At 42.5% G+C, this 15,789-nt stretch carries 16 protein-coding genes and 1 pseudogene; 11 read left to right on the top strand and 6 right to left on the bottom strand.

All coding sequences use genetic code 11. The annotated features are described in order from the left end of the window. Positions 1 to 181 precede the first annotated feature (181 nt). Both UB32_RS11720 and UB32_RS11715 read right to left on the bottom strand, forming a co-directional pair. Positions 182 to 724: a D-glycero-alpha-D-manno-heptose-1,7-bisphosphate 7-phosphatase gene (locus tag UB32_RS11720; protein WP_044394006.1), complete on the bottom strand. Its 543-nt coding sequence runs from the start codon at positions 722 to 724 to the stop codon at positions 182 to 184. Beyond that, positions 721 to 1,368 (bottom strand): DNA-3-methyladenine glycosylase, encoded by a 648-nt coding sequence (locus UB32_RS11715; RefSeq protein ID WP_044394005.1) that lies wholly within the window; start codon positions 1,366 to 1,368, stop codon positions 721 to 723. Before UB32_RS11715 ends, UB32_RS11720 begins: the two co-directional genes overlap by 4 nt. A gap of 147 nt (positions 1,369 to 1,515) precedes the next feature. On the opposite strand from UB32_RS11715, the gene ytvI reads away from it, so the two are divergent. From ytvI to UB32_RS11705, 3 genes and pseudogenes are all read left to right on the top strand, one after another. After that, entirely contained in the window at positions 1,516 to 2,547 is a 1,032-nt protein-coding gene (gene ytvI, locus UB32_RS11710; protein WP_044394003.1) for a sporulation integral membrane protein YtvI, read from the top strand. Between the two features lie 128 nt (positions 2,548 to 2,675). Further along, positions 2,676 to 2,894: pseudogene (locus UB32_RS19495) on the top strand (glutaredoxin family protein); the annotation flags it as partial. 201 nt (positions 2,895 to 3,095) lie between these two features. Continuing rightward, a complete protein-coding gene (locus UB32_RS11705) occupies positions 3,096 to 4,448 on the top strand; it encodes an L-cystine transporter (RefSeq protein ID WP_198528194.1) in 1,353 nt (450 codons plus the stop codon). Positions 4,449 to 5,478: 1,030 nt separating this feature from the next. Here UB32_RS11705 and UB32_RS11700 read toward each other — a convergent pair. Further along, entirely contained in the window at positions 5,479 to 6,780 is a 1,302-nt protein-coding gene (locus tag UB32_RS11700; protein WP_044394000.1) for an NCS2 family permease, read from the bottom strand. A 172-nt stretch (positions 6,781 to 6,952) separates the two neighbouring features. On the opposite strand from UB32_RS11700, the gene UB32_RS11695 reads away from it, so the two are divergent. The 4 genes from UB32_RS11695 to UB32_RS11680 all read left to right on the top strand — a co-directional run bounded on the left by UB32_RS11695 (position 6,953) and on the right by UB32_RS11680 (position 9,325). Further along, positions 6,953 to 7,135 (top strand): H-type small acid-soluble spore protein, encoded by a 183-nt coding sequence (locus UB32_RS11695; protein ID WP_044393999.1) that lies wholly within the window; start codon positions 6,953 to 6,955, stop codon positions 7,133 to 7,135. Positions 7,136 to 7,245: 110 nt separating this feature from the next. Then, positions 7,246 to 7,629 (top strand): DUF302 domain-containing protein, encoded by a 384-nt coding sequence (locus UB32_RS11690; protein WP_044393998.1) that lies wholly within the window; start codon positions 7,246 to 7,248, stop codon positions 7,627 to 7,629. Positions 7,630 to 7,867: 238 nt separating this feature from the next. Beyond that, entirely contained in the window at positions 7,868 to 8,695 is an 828-nt protein-coding gene (locus tag UB32_RS11685; protein ID WP_044393997.1) for an aldo/keto reductase, read from the top strand. Between the two features lie 375 nt (positions 8,696 to 9,070). After that, on the top strand, positions 9,071 to 9,325 hold the full coding sequence (locus UB32_RS11680; protein WP_044393996.1) for a GlsB/YeaQ/YmgE family stress response membrane protein: 255 nt from the start codon (positions 9,071 to 9,073) through the stop codon (positions 9,323 to 9,325). A gap of 48 nt (positions 9,326 to 9,373) precedes the next feature. Here the strand turns inward: UB32_RS11680 and UB32_RS11675 are convergent, their stop codons facing one another. After that, on the bottom strand, positions 9,374 to 10,285 hold the full coding sequence (locus UB32_RS11675; RefSeq protein ID WP_044393995.1) for an RluA family pseudouridine synthase: 912 nt from the start codon (positions 10,283 to 10,285) through the stop codon (positions 9,374 to 9,376). 151 nt (positions 10,286 to 10,436) lie between these two features. Between UB32_RS11675 and UB32_RS11670 the strand changes: the two genes are divergently transcribed. Continuing rightward, entirely contained in the window at positions 10,437 to 10,835 is a 399-nt protein-coding gene (locus UB32_RS11670; RefSeq protein ID WP_044393993.1) for a YhcU family protein, read from the top strand. A 49-nt stretch (positions 10,836 to 10,884) separates the two neighbouring features. Here UB32_RS11670 and UB32_RS11665 read toward each other — a convergent pair whose 3' ends face one another. Beyond that, positions 10,885 to 11,355 carry a thioredoxin family protein gene (locus UB32_RS11665; protein WP_044393990.1) on the bottom strand — a complete coding sequence of 157 codons (471 nt, stop codon included), beginning with the start codon at positions 11,353 to 11,355 and terminating at the stop codon, positions 10,885 to 10,887. A 237-nt stretch (positions 11,356 to 11,592) separates the two neighbouring features. Between UB32_RS11665 and UB32_RS11660 the strand changes: the two genes are divergently transcribed. Further along, entirely contained in the window at positions 11,593 to 13,131 is a 1,539-nt protein-coding gene (locus tag UB32_RS11660; RefSeq protein ID WP_044393989.1) for a bifunctional GNAT family N-acetyltransferase/carbon-nitrogen hydrolase family protein, read from the top strand. A gap of 80 nt (positions 13,132 to 13,211) precedes the next feature. Then, entirely contained in the window at positions 13,212 to 14,957 is a 1,746-nt protein-coding gene (locus UB32_RS11655) for a phospho-sugar mutase (RefSeq protein ID WP_044393988.1), read from the top strand. A gap of 66 nt (positions 14,958 to 15,023) precedes the next feature. Here the strand turns inward: UB32_RS11655 and UB32_RS11650 are convergent, their stop codons facing one another. Beyond that, positions 15,024 to 15,275 carry a YhdB family protein gene (locus UB32_RS11650; protein WP_044393986.1) on the bottom strand — a complete coding sequence of 84 codons (252 nt, stop codon included), beginning with the start codon at positions 15,273 to 15,275 and terminating at the stop codon, positions 15,024 to 15,026. 135 nt (positions 15,276 to 15,410) lie between these two features. Between UB32_RS11650 and UB32_RS11645 the strand changes: the two genes are divergently transcribed. Then, positions 15,411 to 15,734 (top strand): DUF3889 domain-containing protein, encoded by a 324-nt coding sequence (locus UB32_RS11645; RefSeq protein WP_044393984.1) that lies wholly within the window; start codon positions 15,411 to 15,413, stop codon positions 15,732 to 15,734. The last annotated feature ends 55 nt before the right edge of the window (positions 15,735 to 15,789 follow it).

The following is a 15,789-nucleotide window of genomic DNA, read 5'->3' as shown; positions in this document are numbered from 1 at the left end:
GTGAGAGTTTGGGGTGAAATTATTTATTTGGATGGTGATAGGCTCGGTTGCTATCGGAAAGGTTTGAGCAAAGCGAGGAGAGACTCACCTGTCGCACCGCGGAAAGCGAGTGTCTGGAGTGAAAATCGATTATCAGCCAAACACCAAAAAGGACCGGGCGATTTTTGCCCGGTTTTTCTGATCATTTGTCCGTTTTTTCCTCTAAAAGTTCGAGTATGAGTGGGACAGCAGCTTGTAGGGAAGGTGCTTTTCTGTCTGCACTTGTTTTGTCGGAACCGATAAAGACGGTTTTGCAACCGACTTTTTTTCCAGCTTCTATATCGCGCTCATGGTCGCCGACCATCACACTTCCCTCCAGTGCAATGTTATGCCTGCTGGCGAGGTCCAGGAGCATCCCGGCGTTTGGTTTTCGGCAATCGCAGTCGGCATTTGGCTTGTGAGGGCAGTAGGCTATCTCCTTGATCTGGCCGCCATATCCTTTGATTTTCTCGCTCATAGTGTCATGGATTTCGTGCAGCCGTTTTTCTTGTAAAAATCCCAGTCCAACTCCTCCTTGGTTGGTAACAACAAAAATGTCATATCCTGCATTGCTCAATTCTGCTACGGCTTGACCAGCCCCTTCGAGCAAAAATAGGTCTTTCGGGGAGTTGACGAATTTGACCCGGTGGGATAATACTTCATTGAGAACACCATCCCTGTCTAAAAAGATCGCTTGCTTTTTCATTTTGATCCTCCATTGGTTCTGCTTATTTTGTCAGCATTCTGGTGGCGAGAAACAAATCGGTTGCCGGTGATCCAAAACCGCCATGGGTAGTTCTTTGCTACTCCCGAGTTATCGATGCCAATTCTTTTCCCAGACGAAATGCTTTCTGGTATCGAATCACGTGCTGCGATGAAAAGAGGTTTCTTCGTTAACGGATGTCCGTAATCTGACATTTGGATCCCCAGCGCTTTTGTCAGCTTCCCTGGCCCATTGGTGAGATTGGCTGATAATGGCATCCCTCGTCGCTTCACCATTAAATCCAAGCCAAATAGTGGTTCCACTCCCCTGATCAACACAGCTTCCGGATTGCCTGCCTTGCCGCTGACAATATTGAAAAGAGTATGGGTATGCATGACATATGTATAGGCCAATCCTGCTTGGTGGAACATAATCTCCGTTCTCGGCGTCCTTCGGTTTTGGTAACTGTGTGCTGCCTGATCTATCGGGCCCATATATGCTTCCGTCTCGACAATCATTCCAGCTGCTGCTCCTTCTGCAGTTTCTTTTACGAGGATGCAGCCCAGCAGGGAGGTGGCCAAGTCTAGAGTAGGCTGATGAAAGAAATCCTCTTTGAGCGGAGACAGAAAGGTAAATTGCTCCCTCATATGATCTCCTCCTTTCGTACTTTTTATCGTTATACCCTTTCAAACGGAAAAACAAAATTATCTGCGAAAAAATAGCCGTAAACGCCAAGATGGTATATAGTAATTTTAAAGCTACATGCTTTAGGTTTTTATAAGGGAGTATAGATTATGTGGAAAAAATGGTTAACGATTGGTGTGGCTACAGCAGTCATCTTCTTTCTTATTCCTTACAGCCTGCCGCTCATTTTTGCCTTCCTGACAGCAGTCATGCTCGAAGGTGCGGTTCAATGGATCATGAAAAGATTTTCATTTCAGCGTCTTCATGCCGTGACCGCTGTGTTCCTTGGATTTGTGCTTCTTCTGGCAGTAATTGGCTATAATCTTGTCTCGATTATTGCTCACCAGGCAGTGTCATTATCGGAAAAGACGCCAACCTTTGTAAAGGACATGTACAAAACTGGGATTCTGCCATTGATGCATAAATGGGAATTCTACTCGAAAAATTTCCCGTTGGAAGTAATTGCTCAAATTGAGCAAACAATCGAAAAAAACATTAATGCCCTCGATTCCTTCCTTCAGCAAGTTGTAGCAGGGATTATCAACCTGCTCTCTGCTATACCGGGATTCATGATTGAGTTTCTTGTGTATTTAATTGCGTTATTCTTGTTCAGTCTTGAACTTCCCAAATTAAAATTGAAGCTTGAGGCCCATTTGAAAGAAGAAACCCGTCAAAAAGTCTTTTTTGTCGGCAGCCAATTAAACAAGGCAGGAATTGGATTTTTAAAAGCTCAAGTCATCTTGAGTTTTGTCACATTCGTCATGTCAATGGCTGGTATGAGCATATTAGGGGTGAAGTATACCGGTCTTCTGTCCTTGCTGATTGTTGCAGTGGACATTCTGCCAATTCTCGGGACAGGTTCGGTACTTGTTCCCTGGGCGGTCATTGCAATTCTCCAGAACAACCATTTTCTCGGGATCGGGTTGCTCATTCTGTTTCTCGTCATTACGGTAGTCCGAAGAGTGATTGAGCCAAAAATTTATTCTTCCAGCTTGGGGATCTCGCCGCTTGCCTCATTGATCAGCATGTATATCGGTCTCAAACTATTAGGAATAGCAGGGGTCTTTATCGGTCCGATCGTTGTGATTATTTATGAAACGTTAAGAAAAGCGAAAGTGATTAAGCTCAACTTCAGAATTTAAATCGGGATATTGGATTATCGGCACTTTTGCATATATACTACCATTAAAGCTTGGTTTTAGGAGGGAAGGCAATGTCAAAAAGCACATTAACATTATACACTAGGCCGATGTGAACAGATTGCCAGGAGGCGAAGGAGTTCCTTTCGCAAAAGCATGTTCCTTATAAAGAAATCAATGTACAGGATGAACCGGAAGTGGAGAAACAGCTGAAGGAATTGACCGGAACCATAATCGTTCCAGCCTTCATTTTTACAAATACAAAGATGCTGTTCTTAAAAAATAAAAAGGTATTGATCGGATTTGAAAATAACCGGAGTGAAATTGAAAAACTTGTAGGTAGCTTATAACTAAAACTAAAAAGCCATCCCAAATGGGATGGCTTTTTAGTTGGTATGGAACCAAATTAACATATAGTAATCTGTCATGGTAGGGCAATGATTTTAATTCCGAGTTGACTTATCAGAATACATGTATTATATTATTTGAGAAAGAAAACGAAGGGGGAAAAAGCAGTGACCACTGGATTAGTGATAGTAAATATTTTGATCATGCTGGGCATTCTCGCTGTTCTTTTTTACATGCAAAAAAAGCATGTATCTTTTTCTAAACGAGTTTTCATTGCACTGGGAATTGGGATTGTGTTTGGTTTTGCATTGCAATTCATTTATGGAGTGGGTTCTGAAGTCCTCACGAAGAGTGCGGAATGGTTCTCGATCGTGGGAAGCGGTTATGTTAAATTCCTGCAAATGGTAGTCATGCCGCTTGTATTCATTTCCATTCTTGCTGCATTTACAAAACTGAAGCTCACGAATAATATCGGTAAAATCAGTACCCTGATCCTCGGCTTGCTGGTTGGTACAACAGCTGTCGCAGCAATGGTCGGGATAGTGACTGCAGTAGGATTCGACCTTGAAGCAGTTCAAATCAATCAAGGGGAGGCAGAGCAAGCACAGACTATGAAACTTGAGGAAACCTATGGGGGAATCGAAGGACGCACAATGCCGCAGCAAATTCTCGATCTGTTGCCGGCCAATCCATTTCTGGACTTCACGGGTGCAAGGCCGACATCTACAATATCTGTCGTGATATTCGCGGCTTTCCTGGGAATCGCATTTCTTGGAGTCAGGAGGAAGTCTCCTGAACAGGCAGAGCTTTTTGCTAAAATCGTAGATGCTTTTTATGCAGTCATCATGAGAGTAGTCACGCTGATCCTGCGACTGACTCCGTATGGCGTTCTTGCCATCATGACAAAAACGGTGGCATTAAGCGATTTTGCTGCAATTATTAACTTGGGCAAATTTGTAGTTGCTTCTTATGTGGCACTGACGATCATGTTCATCATCCACTTGCTTCTATTGACTATTTCTGGATTGAATCCGGTCACTTACATCAAAAAAGCATTTCCTGTTCTAGCGTTTGCATTCACTTCAAGAACGAGTGCAGGAGCACTGCCTTTAAATATCAAAACGCAGCGCTCACTGGGGGTACCAGAAGGAATCGCAAACTTTGCAGGCTCCTTCGGATTATCAATTGGACAGAACGGCTGCGCTGGTATTTATCCGGCAATGCTCGCAGTTATGATTGCGCCAACTGTTGGGATTGACCCTTTATCACCATCCTTTATCGCAACCGTGATTGCGATCGTTGCGATCAGTTCCTTTGGAGTTGCTGGAGTTGGAGGCGGGGCTACCTTTGCAGCCTTACTCGTGCTGTCAGCATTGGACCTCCCAGTGGGCCTTGCCGGCTTGCTGATTTCAATTGAACCATTGATTGATATGGGACGCACAGCAGTAAATGTCAGCGGCTCGATGACTTCAGGAATCCTGACAAGCAGAATCACTAAGGAAATCGATCCGACCATTTATACAGACATGAATCAAAAAATCGAAGCGGAAGCGTAAGGATACTAAAAAAAAAGCGAGCTATGGGGCAAGAAGTATATTTTTGTTCGTGGATACTTTTTTTTATACTGTGTGTTTCTATCTTTCTGCCAGCGGAGTGGAAGTTTCAGAGTTTCTAAGAGGCTACACTAGACAATTCGAAATGAGGGTAGCGAATCGGAAAAATTATTCTCATTTTTTCCCATAACATAAACGAGCCAAGATATCTTCGGCATGTTTCGGACGAGCATCACATGAAATTAAATAAGATACGCGAGATCCATATTTTGTTTAAAACTTCAAGGAAAGCGGTACGTAATCTATTTCGCTGGTCCAAATGACCAAAATTATATTAATTAGGGAATTAACTGGGTATCTTTCCGCATGAAAGATGCCCTTATGGAGGTGGAAATGCCTGCATAAGGGTATCATTCCGCATGAGAGATGCTCTTATAGAGGTGAAAATGCTCGCATAAGGGTATCTTTCAGCATGAGAGATGCCCTTATAGAGGTGAAAATGCTCGCATAAGGGTATCTTTCCGCATGAAAGATGCCCTTATAGAGGTGAAATTGCCTGCATAAGGGTATCTTTCCGCATGAGAGATGCTCTTATAGAGGTGAAATTGCTTGCATAAGGGTATCTTTCCGCTTGAATTGCACCCTTATGGCAGTTTTTTAGTAAAAAATATACGAAACATAAAATTTGGCAGTTGTGATTTTCAATTCGCTCGTTCAAACAGGCTTAAAAGAGTAAACTTGCTAAACAATCAGGATGGGCGCTATAAAAAACAACTACCAGATTAAGGAGTTTTATCACAATCCCATATTACGCCCTTATTTCTTTACGAGTGGGAAGTTAAGTCCAATTTCCCACTCATTTTAAAAACTAAAGTGGGGAGGACTTGTTTTTCTTAAAATTTATCGGACTTTTTAAGTGCTCTCAGCAAAGCGACGAGGAGCCCCGCGGAAAGCGAGTGTCATCCGTTCCAATCAACAGCCCCGATGATCAGCCAAACCAAAAAAAGACCGGGCGAAGTTTGCCCGGTTTTTCTTAATGAGGCAAGAATGCAAGCTGGTAAAAGAACAGGACTGCGAAAACATAAAGCAGCGGGTGGACGTCACGCCATTTTCCTCTGACGACTTTTAGAAGAGGATAGGAAATGAAGCCAAGTGCGATTCCTGTAGCAATGCTCGATATTAGCGGCATGCTAAGGATGATTAAAAATGCAGGGAAGGCTTCATCAAGTTCATCCCATGTGATGTTAGAGATGCTTCCCATCATCAGGCTTCCGACAATGATCAATGCCGGTGCAGTAATAGCGGACAATCCAGAAACTGCACTTACAAGCGGTCCGAAGAAAGCAGCGAAAATGAACAAGCCTGCAACTGTCAGTGAAGTAAGTCCAGTACGTCCGCCTGCTGCTACACCAGCAGACGATTCAATGTAAGCAGTCGTCGGGCTAGTTCCGAACATGGCCCCAAAAGCAGTGGCAATGGAGTCAGAAAGAAGTGCTTGCCGAGCTCGCGGTAATGAATTTCCCTTCATCAGTCCTGCTTGATGAGCAACACCGATCATTGTACCGGTCGTATCGAAAATAGTTACCAAGATAAAAGAAAAGACAACTGCATACAAGCTATTTTGGATTACATCCATCAATGCTGTCCAAGGATTTAGGACAATCATCCCTTCAGGCAGAGAAGGCATCGCCATGAAACCGTCATTGAAATTCAGCTGTCCAGTGAAAAAGGCAATCATGCCTGTGGCAACCATGCCAAGGAAAAGAGCCCCTTTGATGTTGAGCACCATTAAGATAAGCGTAATGGCAAGTCCACCCAAAGCAAGCAGTGCGGATGGTGAATGTAGATCCCCGAGTGCAACCAGATTTGTTGGATGGGCGGTGATGATCCCCGTCAGGCGCAAGCCAATAAAAGCAATGAACAGGCCGATTCCAGCAGTAATTCCATGTTTTAGATTGACAGGGATTGCTTCGATTAATTTCTCGCGGAACGATGTCAGCGAGAGGATGATAAACAGTAAACCAGCGATAAATACAGCGGCGAAAGCCGTCTCATACGTAATATTTTGGTGGTTGCCGACAACGGAATAGGCGAAGTAAGCATTCAAACCCATGCCCGGAGCGATCGCAATCGGATAATTAGCAAATAAAGCCATCCACAATGTACCGATGACAGCAGCAATGATGGTCGCGGTGAAAACCTGTTCAAAAGGAACACCAGCATCAGCTAGGATGATGGGATTGACGACTACGATATAAACCATTGTGAAGAAGGTTGTAAACCCAGCCATCAATTCAGTTTTAATGGTTGTGTTGTTCTCTTTTAATTTAAACATAACTCCTCCAAAATACGAACGTTTTTTTAACACAATAAATATAATATTCGTTTTTATTTTGTTTTACAAGAGAAAACTTAACCGAAGTTTGGAAAGTTTCCTTTATTGTTCCGCATAAAAACGAAAGCTTCTAGCTAAAATAGTGGAGAAAATGGTTTATGGAGGGAAAGAAATGGATTTGAACCGGGTGAAGCAAATTCTATCTTCGTCTGCAGAAATTGATGTTGTCTACAATGGGGCATCTGTTTGGATTGATCATTTAAGTGAAGATGAACGGACGGCAACTGTTCATCTGCGTGGACCACTCGAAGAGAGAACAACTGTCGAGATTTCGGAGTTGCAAGAAAAAATTTAATTGGGACATATTACCGCCGGTATGCAAAAAAATGTACGGCGGTTTTTTTGTATGGCACAATGTAAATAGTACCTATAATATAGGTATCAAAATTGAAAGGAGAGATGAAGATGTTCCATTATACCATTGAAGTGGACAAGTCATTGAATGAAGCGGTTTCAGCACTGGAAGCAAGCTTAAAAAGCGAAAAATTTGGTGTCCTTTGGTCGTTAAATATGAAGGAAACATTGGCTGGGAAAGGTGTGGAGCTAGACGGAGACTATCTTATCCTTGAAGTATGCAATCCACATGAAGCAAAGCGGGTACTTGAGAAAAATCCCCTTGTAAGCTATTTTCTGCCATGCAAAATTGTTGTGTATAAAGAAAACGGTTCAACAAAGATCGGCCTACCGAAACCTACTGAATTGATCAGGTTTGTAGACAATGATGATCTCCAAGTGATTGCCTCAGACATCGAAAATAGACTGATCGGAGCAATAGACAGCATTAAATAGTGAAAAACAAAGCCCTAGGTGCCCTCCTGGGGCTTTGTTTTTCTTTTCGAAAGAAGAGAAAAATCAAAGTTGTCCGGCTGTTTAGGACAAATTTTTGCCGGGAACATAGAGAGTGAGTGATGATGAAAATAGCGGCTATCGAGCCGTTTATATAGAATTTAGCGGCTGCTCTTGTGCAGTCGCTTTTATTTGTAATCCATTCTGGCGAGGGATAAAATGGGGGAAAGGAGGGAATTTCTTGGAAAGCATTTATGATAAAATCAAGCTACATAATGGTGTGGAAATGCCTATACTTGGCTTGGGTGTATACAAAGTAGAGCAAGGAAATCAAATTGAGGAAACGATTCATACAGCACTTGAATTGGGGTATCGGCTGATTGATACAGCTTCGTTTTATCAGAATGAAGAAGGCGTTGGCATGGCGATCCGGAATAGCGGCATCCCAAGGGAAGAGTTATTTATTACCTCGAAGGTCTGGAATTCAGACCAAGGATATGACAATGCATTGAGAGCCTTCGACGATAGTCTGGAAAAACTAGGGCTTGAATACCTGGATTTGTACTTGATTCATTGGCCAGTAAAAGGGAAGTACATCGAAACATGGCGTGCCCTTGAAAAACGGTATCAGGAGGGCAGGGTGAAAGCGATTGGTGTTAGCAATTTCACGATCCATCATTTGCAGGATCTCCTTTCCCAGAGTAAGGAAGGGCCAGTGATTAATCAGGTGGAACTTCATCCGTTGCTTGCACAGACTGAGCTTCGGGAGTATTGCCGGCAAAACGACATCGCAGTGGAAGCGTGGTCGCCATTATCAAGGGGAAGGTTCCTGAATGAACCAATACTAGGAAACATCGCAGATCGCCACGGAAAAACCCCGGCTCAAGTTATCTTAAGATGGCATCTGCAGCACGATATCATTCCTATTCCAAAATCAGTCACACCGTCCAGGCTAAAAGAAAATGCCGACGTATTTAATTTCCGGCTCAGTGAACAAGAAATAGCGGAAATTGATGGACTTAATAAGGAACAGCGTTTTGGAGCGGATCCCGACTATATCGATTTTTAACAAAAACAAAACGGATTGAGCTTTATCGATCCGTTATTTTTTTTGTGAAACTGGATACACTAAAGCAGTGAAAGTACCCGGTGCAAGTTTTTAAAACAAATGTAATTACAAGTAGGTTTTAAAATCTTCTGAGGGTGGTAATGTAGGTGTACAGGCAGAAACGCCTTGGCTCTCACTGCTTGAACGCTGCAGGATCTCTGGTTTAACCTCATCGATAAAGAGGTAAGATACTATTAGAACAAGCTGATTCGCTCCCGGGAAGCAAATGGATCAGCAAGTCCTAATAACACAAACTGCAGTAAGAAAAATAGGTGCAAGTATACCTGGCACTACTACTTAACTTTACATTCATATTTATAAGGAGGAATAACAATTATGTTAAGTTTTCTTTGGGCATTAATTATTGGTGGTATTATTGGATGGATTGCAGGGCTGATCCTTGGAAGAGATATTCCAGGTGGAGTAATCGGCAATATTATCGCAGGTTTCTTAGGAGCTTGGATTGGACAAGCCATCCTTGGCAACTGGGGACCAGTGGTTTCCGACTTTGCGATTATTCCAGCATTGATTGGTGCAATTGCGTTAGTATTCATCGTCAGCCTCGTTATGAAAAGCATGCGCAAAGCTTAAATAAAGAAAGTAAGAGCCCTTCCGGTGTGGAAGGGCTCTTTGATTTTATCAAATGCTATACGGATCAATAGTAAAAATTGGTTCCTCATCGATAAATGGAGCATGACAGGTGATTTTTTCCTGTGTAAACGGATGAGTGAATTCCAATTTAACTGCATGCAGCGCTTGACGGGAAACTCCATCACTCCCCCCGTAAAGCAAGTCTCCCGTGAGCGGATGACCAATGGCACTAAAGTGGACGCGAATTTGGTGAGTCCTGCCTGTCGCCAATGAACATTGGACAAGGGTGTGTTGTTTCTTTTTTTCTATCACATGAAAATAGGTAATTGCCTGTTGGCCGTTCTCGGAAACACGCCTTTTTGTTGGGTGATGCCGGTCCCGTCCAATCGGCTTATCAATTATTCCTTTTTTCTGTCTGATGATCCCATCTGTCAGCGCCAAGTAGGTTCTTTTGATGGAACGTTCTTGAAGCATCTTATCAAGGATGGCGGCAGTGAGCGGGTTTTTTGCAAAAAGAACAGCACCTGTAGTATCACGGTCGAGTCTGTGAATATGGCGAGGACGGCTTACTTCACCGCTTGCCAGCAAATGAAATGCAGCTGCGTTAGCAAGGGTGCCCGTCTGGCCATCTTCGTTTGGATGGGTATCCATTCCAGCTGGCTTATTGAAGACAATTAGGTGATCATCTTCATAAATGATATCGACATTTAAATACTGAGGAATGTGGGTTGGTTTTTCCTCGGTAAAAAGCTTCAGACTTAATCGGGCATTCTTTTGAAATGGAAGTGTCCAATCAGGCACTTGCCCGTTTAGTAAGACGCTTTTTTCCATTCGGAATGCATGAACAAGCTTTTTCGGTGCCATCCAAAAATCCTTGAATAGCGTTTCAAGCGTGTATTTTTCCCATTCTTCAGGTACTGTGATTTCAAGCCAACTGCCTTTTTTATTTGTGTGAATCATCGTACTCTCCTCTTCTATGTGGTCAGATTCCCGATTTGTCGGCTTTTACCTTCCTGATGGTCATAATTACCACCCGGTTAGCTGGCATGGATATGTTATTCTAAGAATATATATTACAGTGATATTACAAAGGGAAAAAGGTGGGTCGACATTGAAAATTGTTTATGCGTCTACGCCCGGACAAGAAGAAAAAATTGTAGAACTTGCAAATTATTTTTACACTGATATTTTTCCATTATACTTTACGGATGAAGACATACAGGATTTTGAAAGGCTGGAAGTATTACATATAAGGCAGGAACAATTCGAAAGATTCAGTACACTTGGAGATGCTTTCCAAGTGATAACAAGTATGCAAACACTGATTTCGATTCTGGAGTCAGGTAATATTCCTAAAAAATATCAGATGATGTTTCGTAAAAATGTCCAAATTTTGACGAACTATGGGATTTGCTTCCCGTTTAATTACAGTCAATTCTCTGAATCCAACCATATCCATCTAGAGTATATCAGTACGTATACAAAAGCAGCCAACAGACTATTATTATAGAATTACGATCGCGAAAGAAAACGCCTGCTTAATCCACAGGCGTTTTTGGCTATTTCAAGGTGTTTTCATTAAACCAATCTTGAAAAGTGGCTGCTTCTTGGTATCCGACAATTCGGGCGACTTCTTCCCCATTCTTGTACTGGACAATGGTGGGAGTTGATTGGATTCCGTATTTATCCCAGCCTTGTTCGAATTCGAGAAGATTGTATTGTACTAGCTCAACATTCATATCCTTTGCAAGTGGTGCGACCACAGGGGTTGTACGGACACAGTGAGAGCATGTTGGACTAAAAAAGTAAACCGTAACATCTTCTCCAGCGTCAAGCTTGTTAGCTAGTTCATCAGGGAGGATGATGTTTTGATAGTTTGGATCATCCAGCTGCTTAACGGTTTCAGGATGGAGCGTATCCTTTCCATAAGGATTATTTCCAGCTTTCTCCTCATTCTGCGCTTTCGTGACAAAAAATAAAGCCGCGAACAATCCGATGATGATAACCAAAAAAATAATAACTTTCTTCAACTGAAGTTTCCTCCTTCACTTTCTTCCAACTAACTCAGGGTTAAAGAAACAACTATCCCTCCTTCCATCTTAAGGAATGGATAGAAATATTTCAATTCCCTTTTCCTAAAATAATTTTTCCGAATCAATCAGGAGAAGCTAAATCGTGTCATACTTTTGGCTGATTGCGGGTATAGGGCATGATGGGGTATTTTTTATACATAAAAGCGAGACGATTAAGAAAGGGTGGAATGTTAAATGACGGAGCTGGATTTGTCTAAATTTGAAAAAAAAATGATGATTCGAAATACGATACCTTCTGATATTGAGGAAATCATTAAACTGCAAAATAGCTGCTTTCCAGGTATGGAGCCTTGGAAGCGTGATCAGTTGGAAAGCCATCTGGACATTTTTCCCGAAGGCCAGTTTGTAGCGGAATATGATGGCAGGGTGGTTGGGTCCTGTTCGAGTCTAATCATCAATTTCGATGAATACGATGATCGCCACAGCTGGGATGATATTACCGATGAAGGCTATATTACCAATCATAATCCCGATGGCTATAACTTATACGGAATTGAAGTTATGACTCATCCTGACTTTAGGAGAATGAAGGTCGGCTATCGGCTGTACGAGGCAAGAAAAGATCTTGCCCGGCAGATGAACTTGAAGAGTATCATTATTGGCGGACGGATTCCGAATTATCATCTGCATGGGAAGGAAATGTCACCTCGTGAGTATGTAAGACAGGTTACATCACATAAAATATATGATCCCGTTCTCTCTTTTCAGTTAAGAAATGATTTCATATTAATGAGGATTAATCCGAATTACTTGCCGGATGACCTTCAGTCAAACAAATATGCAACCTTGATGGAATGGAATAATGTCGACTATCATCCGAAATCGAAGCGGTTTTTCAAAACAAGCAATCCGGTACGCATTTGTGTTGTCCAATATATGATGAGGCAAATTCATTCCTTTGAGGACTTTGCCCACCAAGTTGAATATTTCACTGATGTTGCTTCTGATGCTGGATCAGATTTTGCGGTGTTTCCGGAAATTTTCACGACCCAGCTCATGTCCTTCATGAATGAAAAATCACCTTCGCTGGCCGTCCGCCATGTGGCTGAATATACAGAACAATATATTGAACTTTTTACTGATTTAGCTGTCCGTTATAATGTCAATATTATTGGCGGTTCCCATCTTGTTAAAGAAGAAGATGAAGAAGTCTATAATATTTCCTATCTGTTCCGACGCGATGGCACAATCGATAAGCAATATAAGCTTCACATTACACCAAATGAGCGCAGGTGGTGGGGCATTAGCCCTGGGAATGAATTGAGAGTGTTTGATACCGACTCGGGGAAAATTGCTATCCTGATCTGTTATGATGTTGAATTTCCTGAGCTTTCCAGGATCGCCACCGATATGGGGGCGAAAATCATTTTCACCCCATTTTGTACAGAAGATCGCCAAGGATATCTTCGCGTCCGTTACTGTGCACAGGCAAGAGCAGTCGAGAATCAAGTGTACACTGTTATCTCAGGAACAGTAGGAAACCTGCCACAAACAGAAAATATGGATATCCAGTATGCCCAGTCTGGGATTTTTGCGCCGTCTGATTTTGAATTTGCTAGGGACGGGATTGTCGGTGAAACCAACCCGAACATCGAAATGGTCATGATTGGCGACGTCGACCTCGAAATTCTTCGCCGCCAGCGCCAGGATGGAACGGTGCGCCAGTTGAAAGACCGCAGACACGATCTTTATCGGATTCAGTACAAAAAGTAAGCATAAAAGATATCAAACATGATCTATCTTGTTTTATAATTAGCTGTAAGATTTAAATCTTTTTTTCGGGAGGTCATTCGATGGATTGGAGAATGAACGCTGACAAGTGGCTTCGTTTTGCCGGATTGGATCCGAAGCTTAAAATCGAACTTGATTCATTAAAGGGCGATGAGAAACATTTAGAAGAAGCGTTTTACAAAAATCTTGAATTTGGAACTGGAGGAATGCGCGGCGAGATTGGCGTCGGAACCAATCGCATGAATATATACACCGTGCGCAAAGCATCGGCTGGACTGGCAGCATACATAGAAGAACATGGGGATGAGGCAAAGCAGCGCGGTGTCGTGATTGCCTATGATTCCCGTCATAAGTCAGCGGAATTCGCGATGGAAGCTGCTAAGACTTTAGCCACCCGTGGGATCCAGACATATGTCTTTGAAGAATTAAGGCCGACTCCTGAGCTGTCCTTTGCTGTCCGATACTTGCATGCATATTCTGGAATCGTAATAACGGCTAGCCATAATCCACCTGAGTACAATGGCTATAAGGTGTACGGTCCTGATGGTGGACAGCTAACGACTGACAGTGCTGACTTAGTCATTTCAAAAGTGAATGCAATAGAAAATGAATTGTCACTCGAAGTGCTGGACGAGCAGGAGCTAAAGGAAAAAGGGCTGATCAAAATGATTGGGCCTGAAGTGGACCGAGCTTATCTCGAGAAACTGATGACTATTTCCGAAAATCCTTCATTATCGGACGAAACCAATGTCAAAGTGGTTTTTACTCCATTGCATGGAACGGCTAATATGCCAGTGCGCAATATTCTGACCAATTTGAAGTACCAGAATGTTGTAGTAGTAAAGGAGCAGGAGCTGCCAGATCCAGAATTTTCTACAGTGAAAAGTCCGAATCCAGAAGAACATGCTGCTTTTGAACTGGCAATCCGCGAAGGGAAAAAAATCGATGCAGATATCTTGATCGCAACAGATCCCGATGCAGACCGTCTTGGTATTGCGGTAAAGGATAAGGACGGAGAGTACACGGTGCTCACAGGTAACCAGACAGGAGCTTTGTTGCTGCACTATATTCTTACTCAGAAAAAGGAAAAAGGTACGCTCCATGCCAATGGAATCGTGTTAAAAACAATCGTTACGTCCGAACTTGGACGAAGAATTGCTTCGGCTTTCGGACTTAAAACGATGGATGTTCTGACTGGCTTTAAGTTCATTGCGGAGAAAATAAAGCAATTTGAAGCGACTGGCGAATATAAGTTCTTGTTCGGGTACGAAGAAAGCTATGGCTACCTGATCGGTGACTTTTCTCGCGATAAAGATGCCGTCCAGGCTGCAATGCTTGCAGTCGAAGTATGCGCCTATTATAAAAAGAAAGGCATGTCTTTATACGAAGCGCTTCTTAGTGTGTTTGAAGAGTATGGTTACTATCAGGAAGGGCTTCGTTCCCTTACACTGAAAGGCAAAGAAGGCGCCGATTTAATTGAGAAAACGCTACAGGTTTTCCGCAGGGAGCCGCTTAAACAGTTAGGTGAATGGAAAGTCACGATGATCGAGGACTATTTAACAGGAGTAAGAGTGAAAGAGGGTAGCCAGGAGGAAAAAATCGTCCTTCCATCCTCCAATGTGATCAAATACTATCTTGAAGATGGGTCGTGGATGTGTTTGAGACCATCAGGTACCGAGCCGAAAATCAAATTTTATTTTGGTGTGAATGATCAAAATCTCATGGACAGCAAGCTGAAACTCAAGAAGGTAGAGCAGGAATTCATGGAACTTGTTGACAAAAAAATGCAAGCTGCTAAAAATTTGTAAAACCGTATAAAAAAGTTGAAAACACGGCACCTTAATAAAGGTGCCGTGTTTTCTTGGTGGAATTCTCTAAATCGAACCAGTAGCGGTTTCCAGGCCTTCATCGCCGCCGGCTTCATTTGCGTGGTCAATGTATCTTAACAGGGAATACAGGCTTCTCTCAATGACAGTATAGTCTTTTTCGAAATGATAAGCGTGGAGAAAATGTTCAATTTTCTTTGCCAGGAATTGATCCTTTGTCCTGACCATCAAGATGAGCAAGTTATCCCATTGAGATCGATGGGTGTAAAATAATGCGCGATCATAATCCGTTTGATTCATTGTATATCCTCCTTATGAGGAGTTGATTATATTATATGGAGTTGGGTGCAGAACTTCCTCAGCAAATCTTGGTCGTCTTTGTTTACAGGGTTTTTAAATATTTACCTGTATAATTACAGGGAGGAGTGGTTTTTTATGAAACAGTATTTTGTGTCAGTAGCGATAACCTTGTACTTGTTGATCGGCTTCCTGCCGATCAACAGTAACGCGCAAAGACCTGACTATGAAAGGTATGGCCGGATTGCAACAGCGGTGATCAAAGAAGAATTTCCTGGTGAGGCGAGTCAGGATTATAAATATATGGGCCGAAATCAAATGGATGATCTAACGGTTCAGGACTCCTTCCAGTACAAAATTACTGGGAAAGAAAAACCGGTTTTTATGACGGTGCAAGTAACCCATGATCTCAAAAACAACCGGTTAATCAGCCTTAGCATCACGGCACATTACCAGCAGTAAAATTGTTAACCTGTTCATCTTTCTCCTTTTTTGCTCATACATTGATGTAAGAGGG

The organism is Mesobacillus subterraneus (assembly GCF_000934845.1).
GTDB classification, from domain to species: Bacteria; Bacillota; Bacilli; order Bacillales; family Cytobacillaceae; genus Mesobacillus; species Mesobacillus stamsii.
This window is presented reverse-complemented; position numbering and strand designations above follow the sequence as displayed.

Coding starts and splice junctions, on each gene's coding strand:
- UB32_RS11675 (WP_044393995.1), bottom strand. CDS start 10,285: ATGATTCACACAAATAAAAAAGGCAGTTGGCTTGAAATCACAGTACCT.
- UB32_RS11660 (WP_044393989.1), top strand. CDS start 11,593: ATGACGGAGCTGGATTTGTCTAAATTTGAAAAAAAAATGATGATTCGA.
- UB32_RS11690 (WP_044393998.1), top strand. CDS start 7,246: ATGTTCCATTATACCATTGAAGTGGACAAGTCATTGAATGAAGCGGTT.
- UB32_RS11645 (WP_044393984.1), top strand. CDS start 15,411: ATGAAACAGTATTTTGTGTCAGTAGCGATAACCTTGTACTTGTTGATC.
- UB32_RS11720 (WP_044394006.1), bottom strand. CDS start 724: ATGAAAAAGCAAGCGATCTTTTTAGACAGGGATGGTGTTCTCAATGAA.
- UB32_RS11695 (WP_044393999.1), top strand. CDS start 6,953: ATGGATTTGAACCGGGTGAAGCAAATTCTATCTTCGTCTGCAGAAATT.
- ytvI (WP_044394003.1), top strand. CDS start 1,516: ATGTGGAAAAAATGGTTAACGATTGGTGTGGCTACAGCAGTCATCTTC.
- UB32_RS11680 (WP_044393996.1), top strand. CDS start 9,071: ATGTTAAGTTTTCTTTGGGCATTAATTATTGGTGGTATTATTGGATGG.
- UB32_RS11705 (WP_198528194.1), top strand. CDS start 3,096: ATGCTGGGCATTCTCGCTGTTCTTTTTTACATGCAAAAAAAGCATGTA.
- UB32_RS11650 (WP_044393986.1), bottom strand. CDS start 15,275: ATGAATCAAACGGATTATGATCGCGCATTATTTTACACCCATCGATCT.
- UB32_RS11700 (WP_044394000.1), bottom strand. CDS start 6,780: ATGTTTAAATTAAAAGAGAACAACACAACCATTAAAACTGAATTGATG.
- UB32_RS11715 (WP_044394005.1), bottom strand. CDS start 1,368: ATGAGGGAGCAATTTACCTTTCTGTCTCCGCTCAAAGAGGATTTCTTT.
- UB32_RS11655 (WP_044393988.1), top strand. CDS start 13,212: ATGGATTGGAGAATGAACGCTGACAAGTGGCTTCGTTTTGCCGGATTG.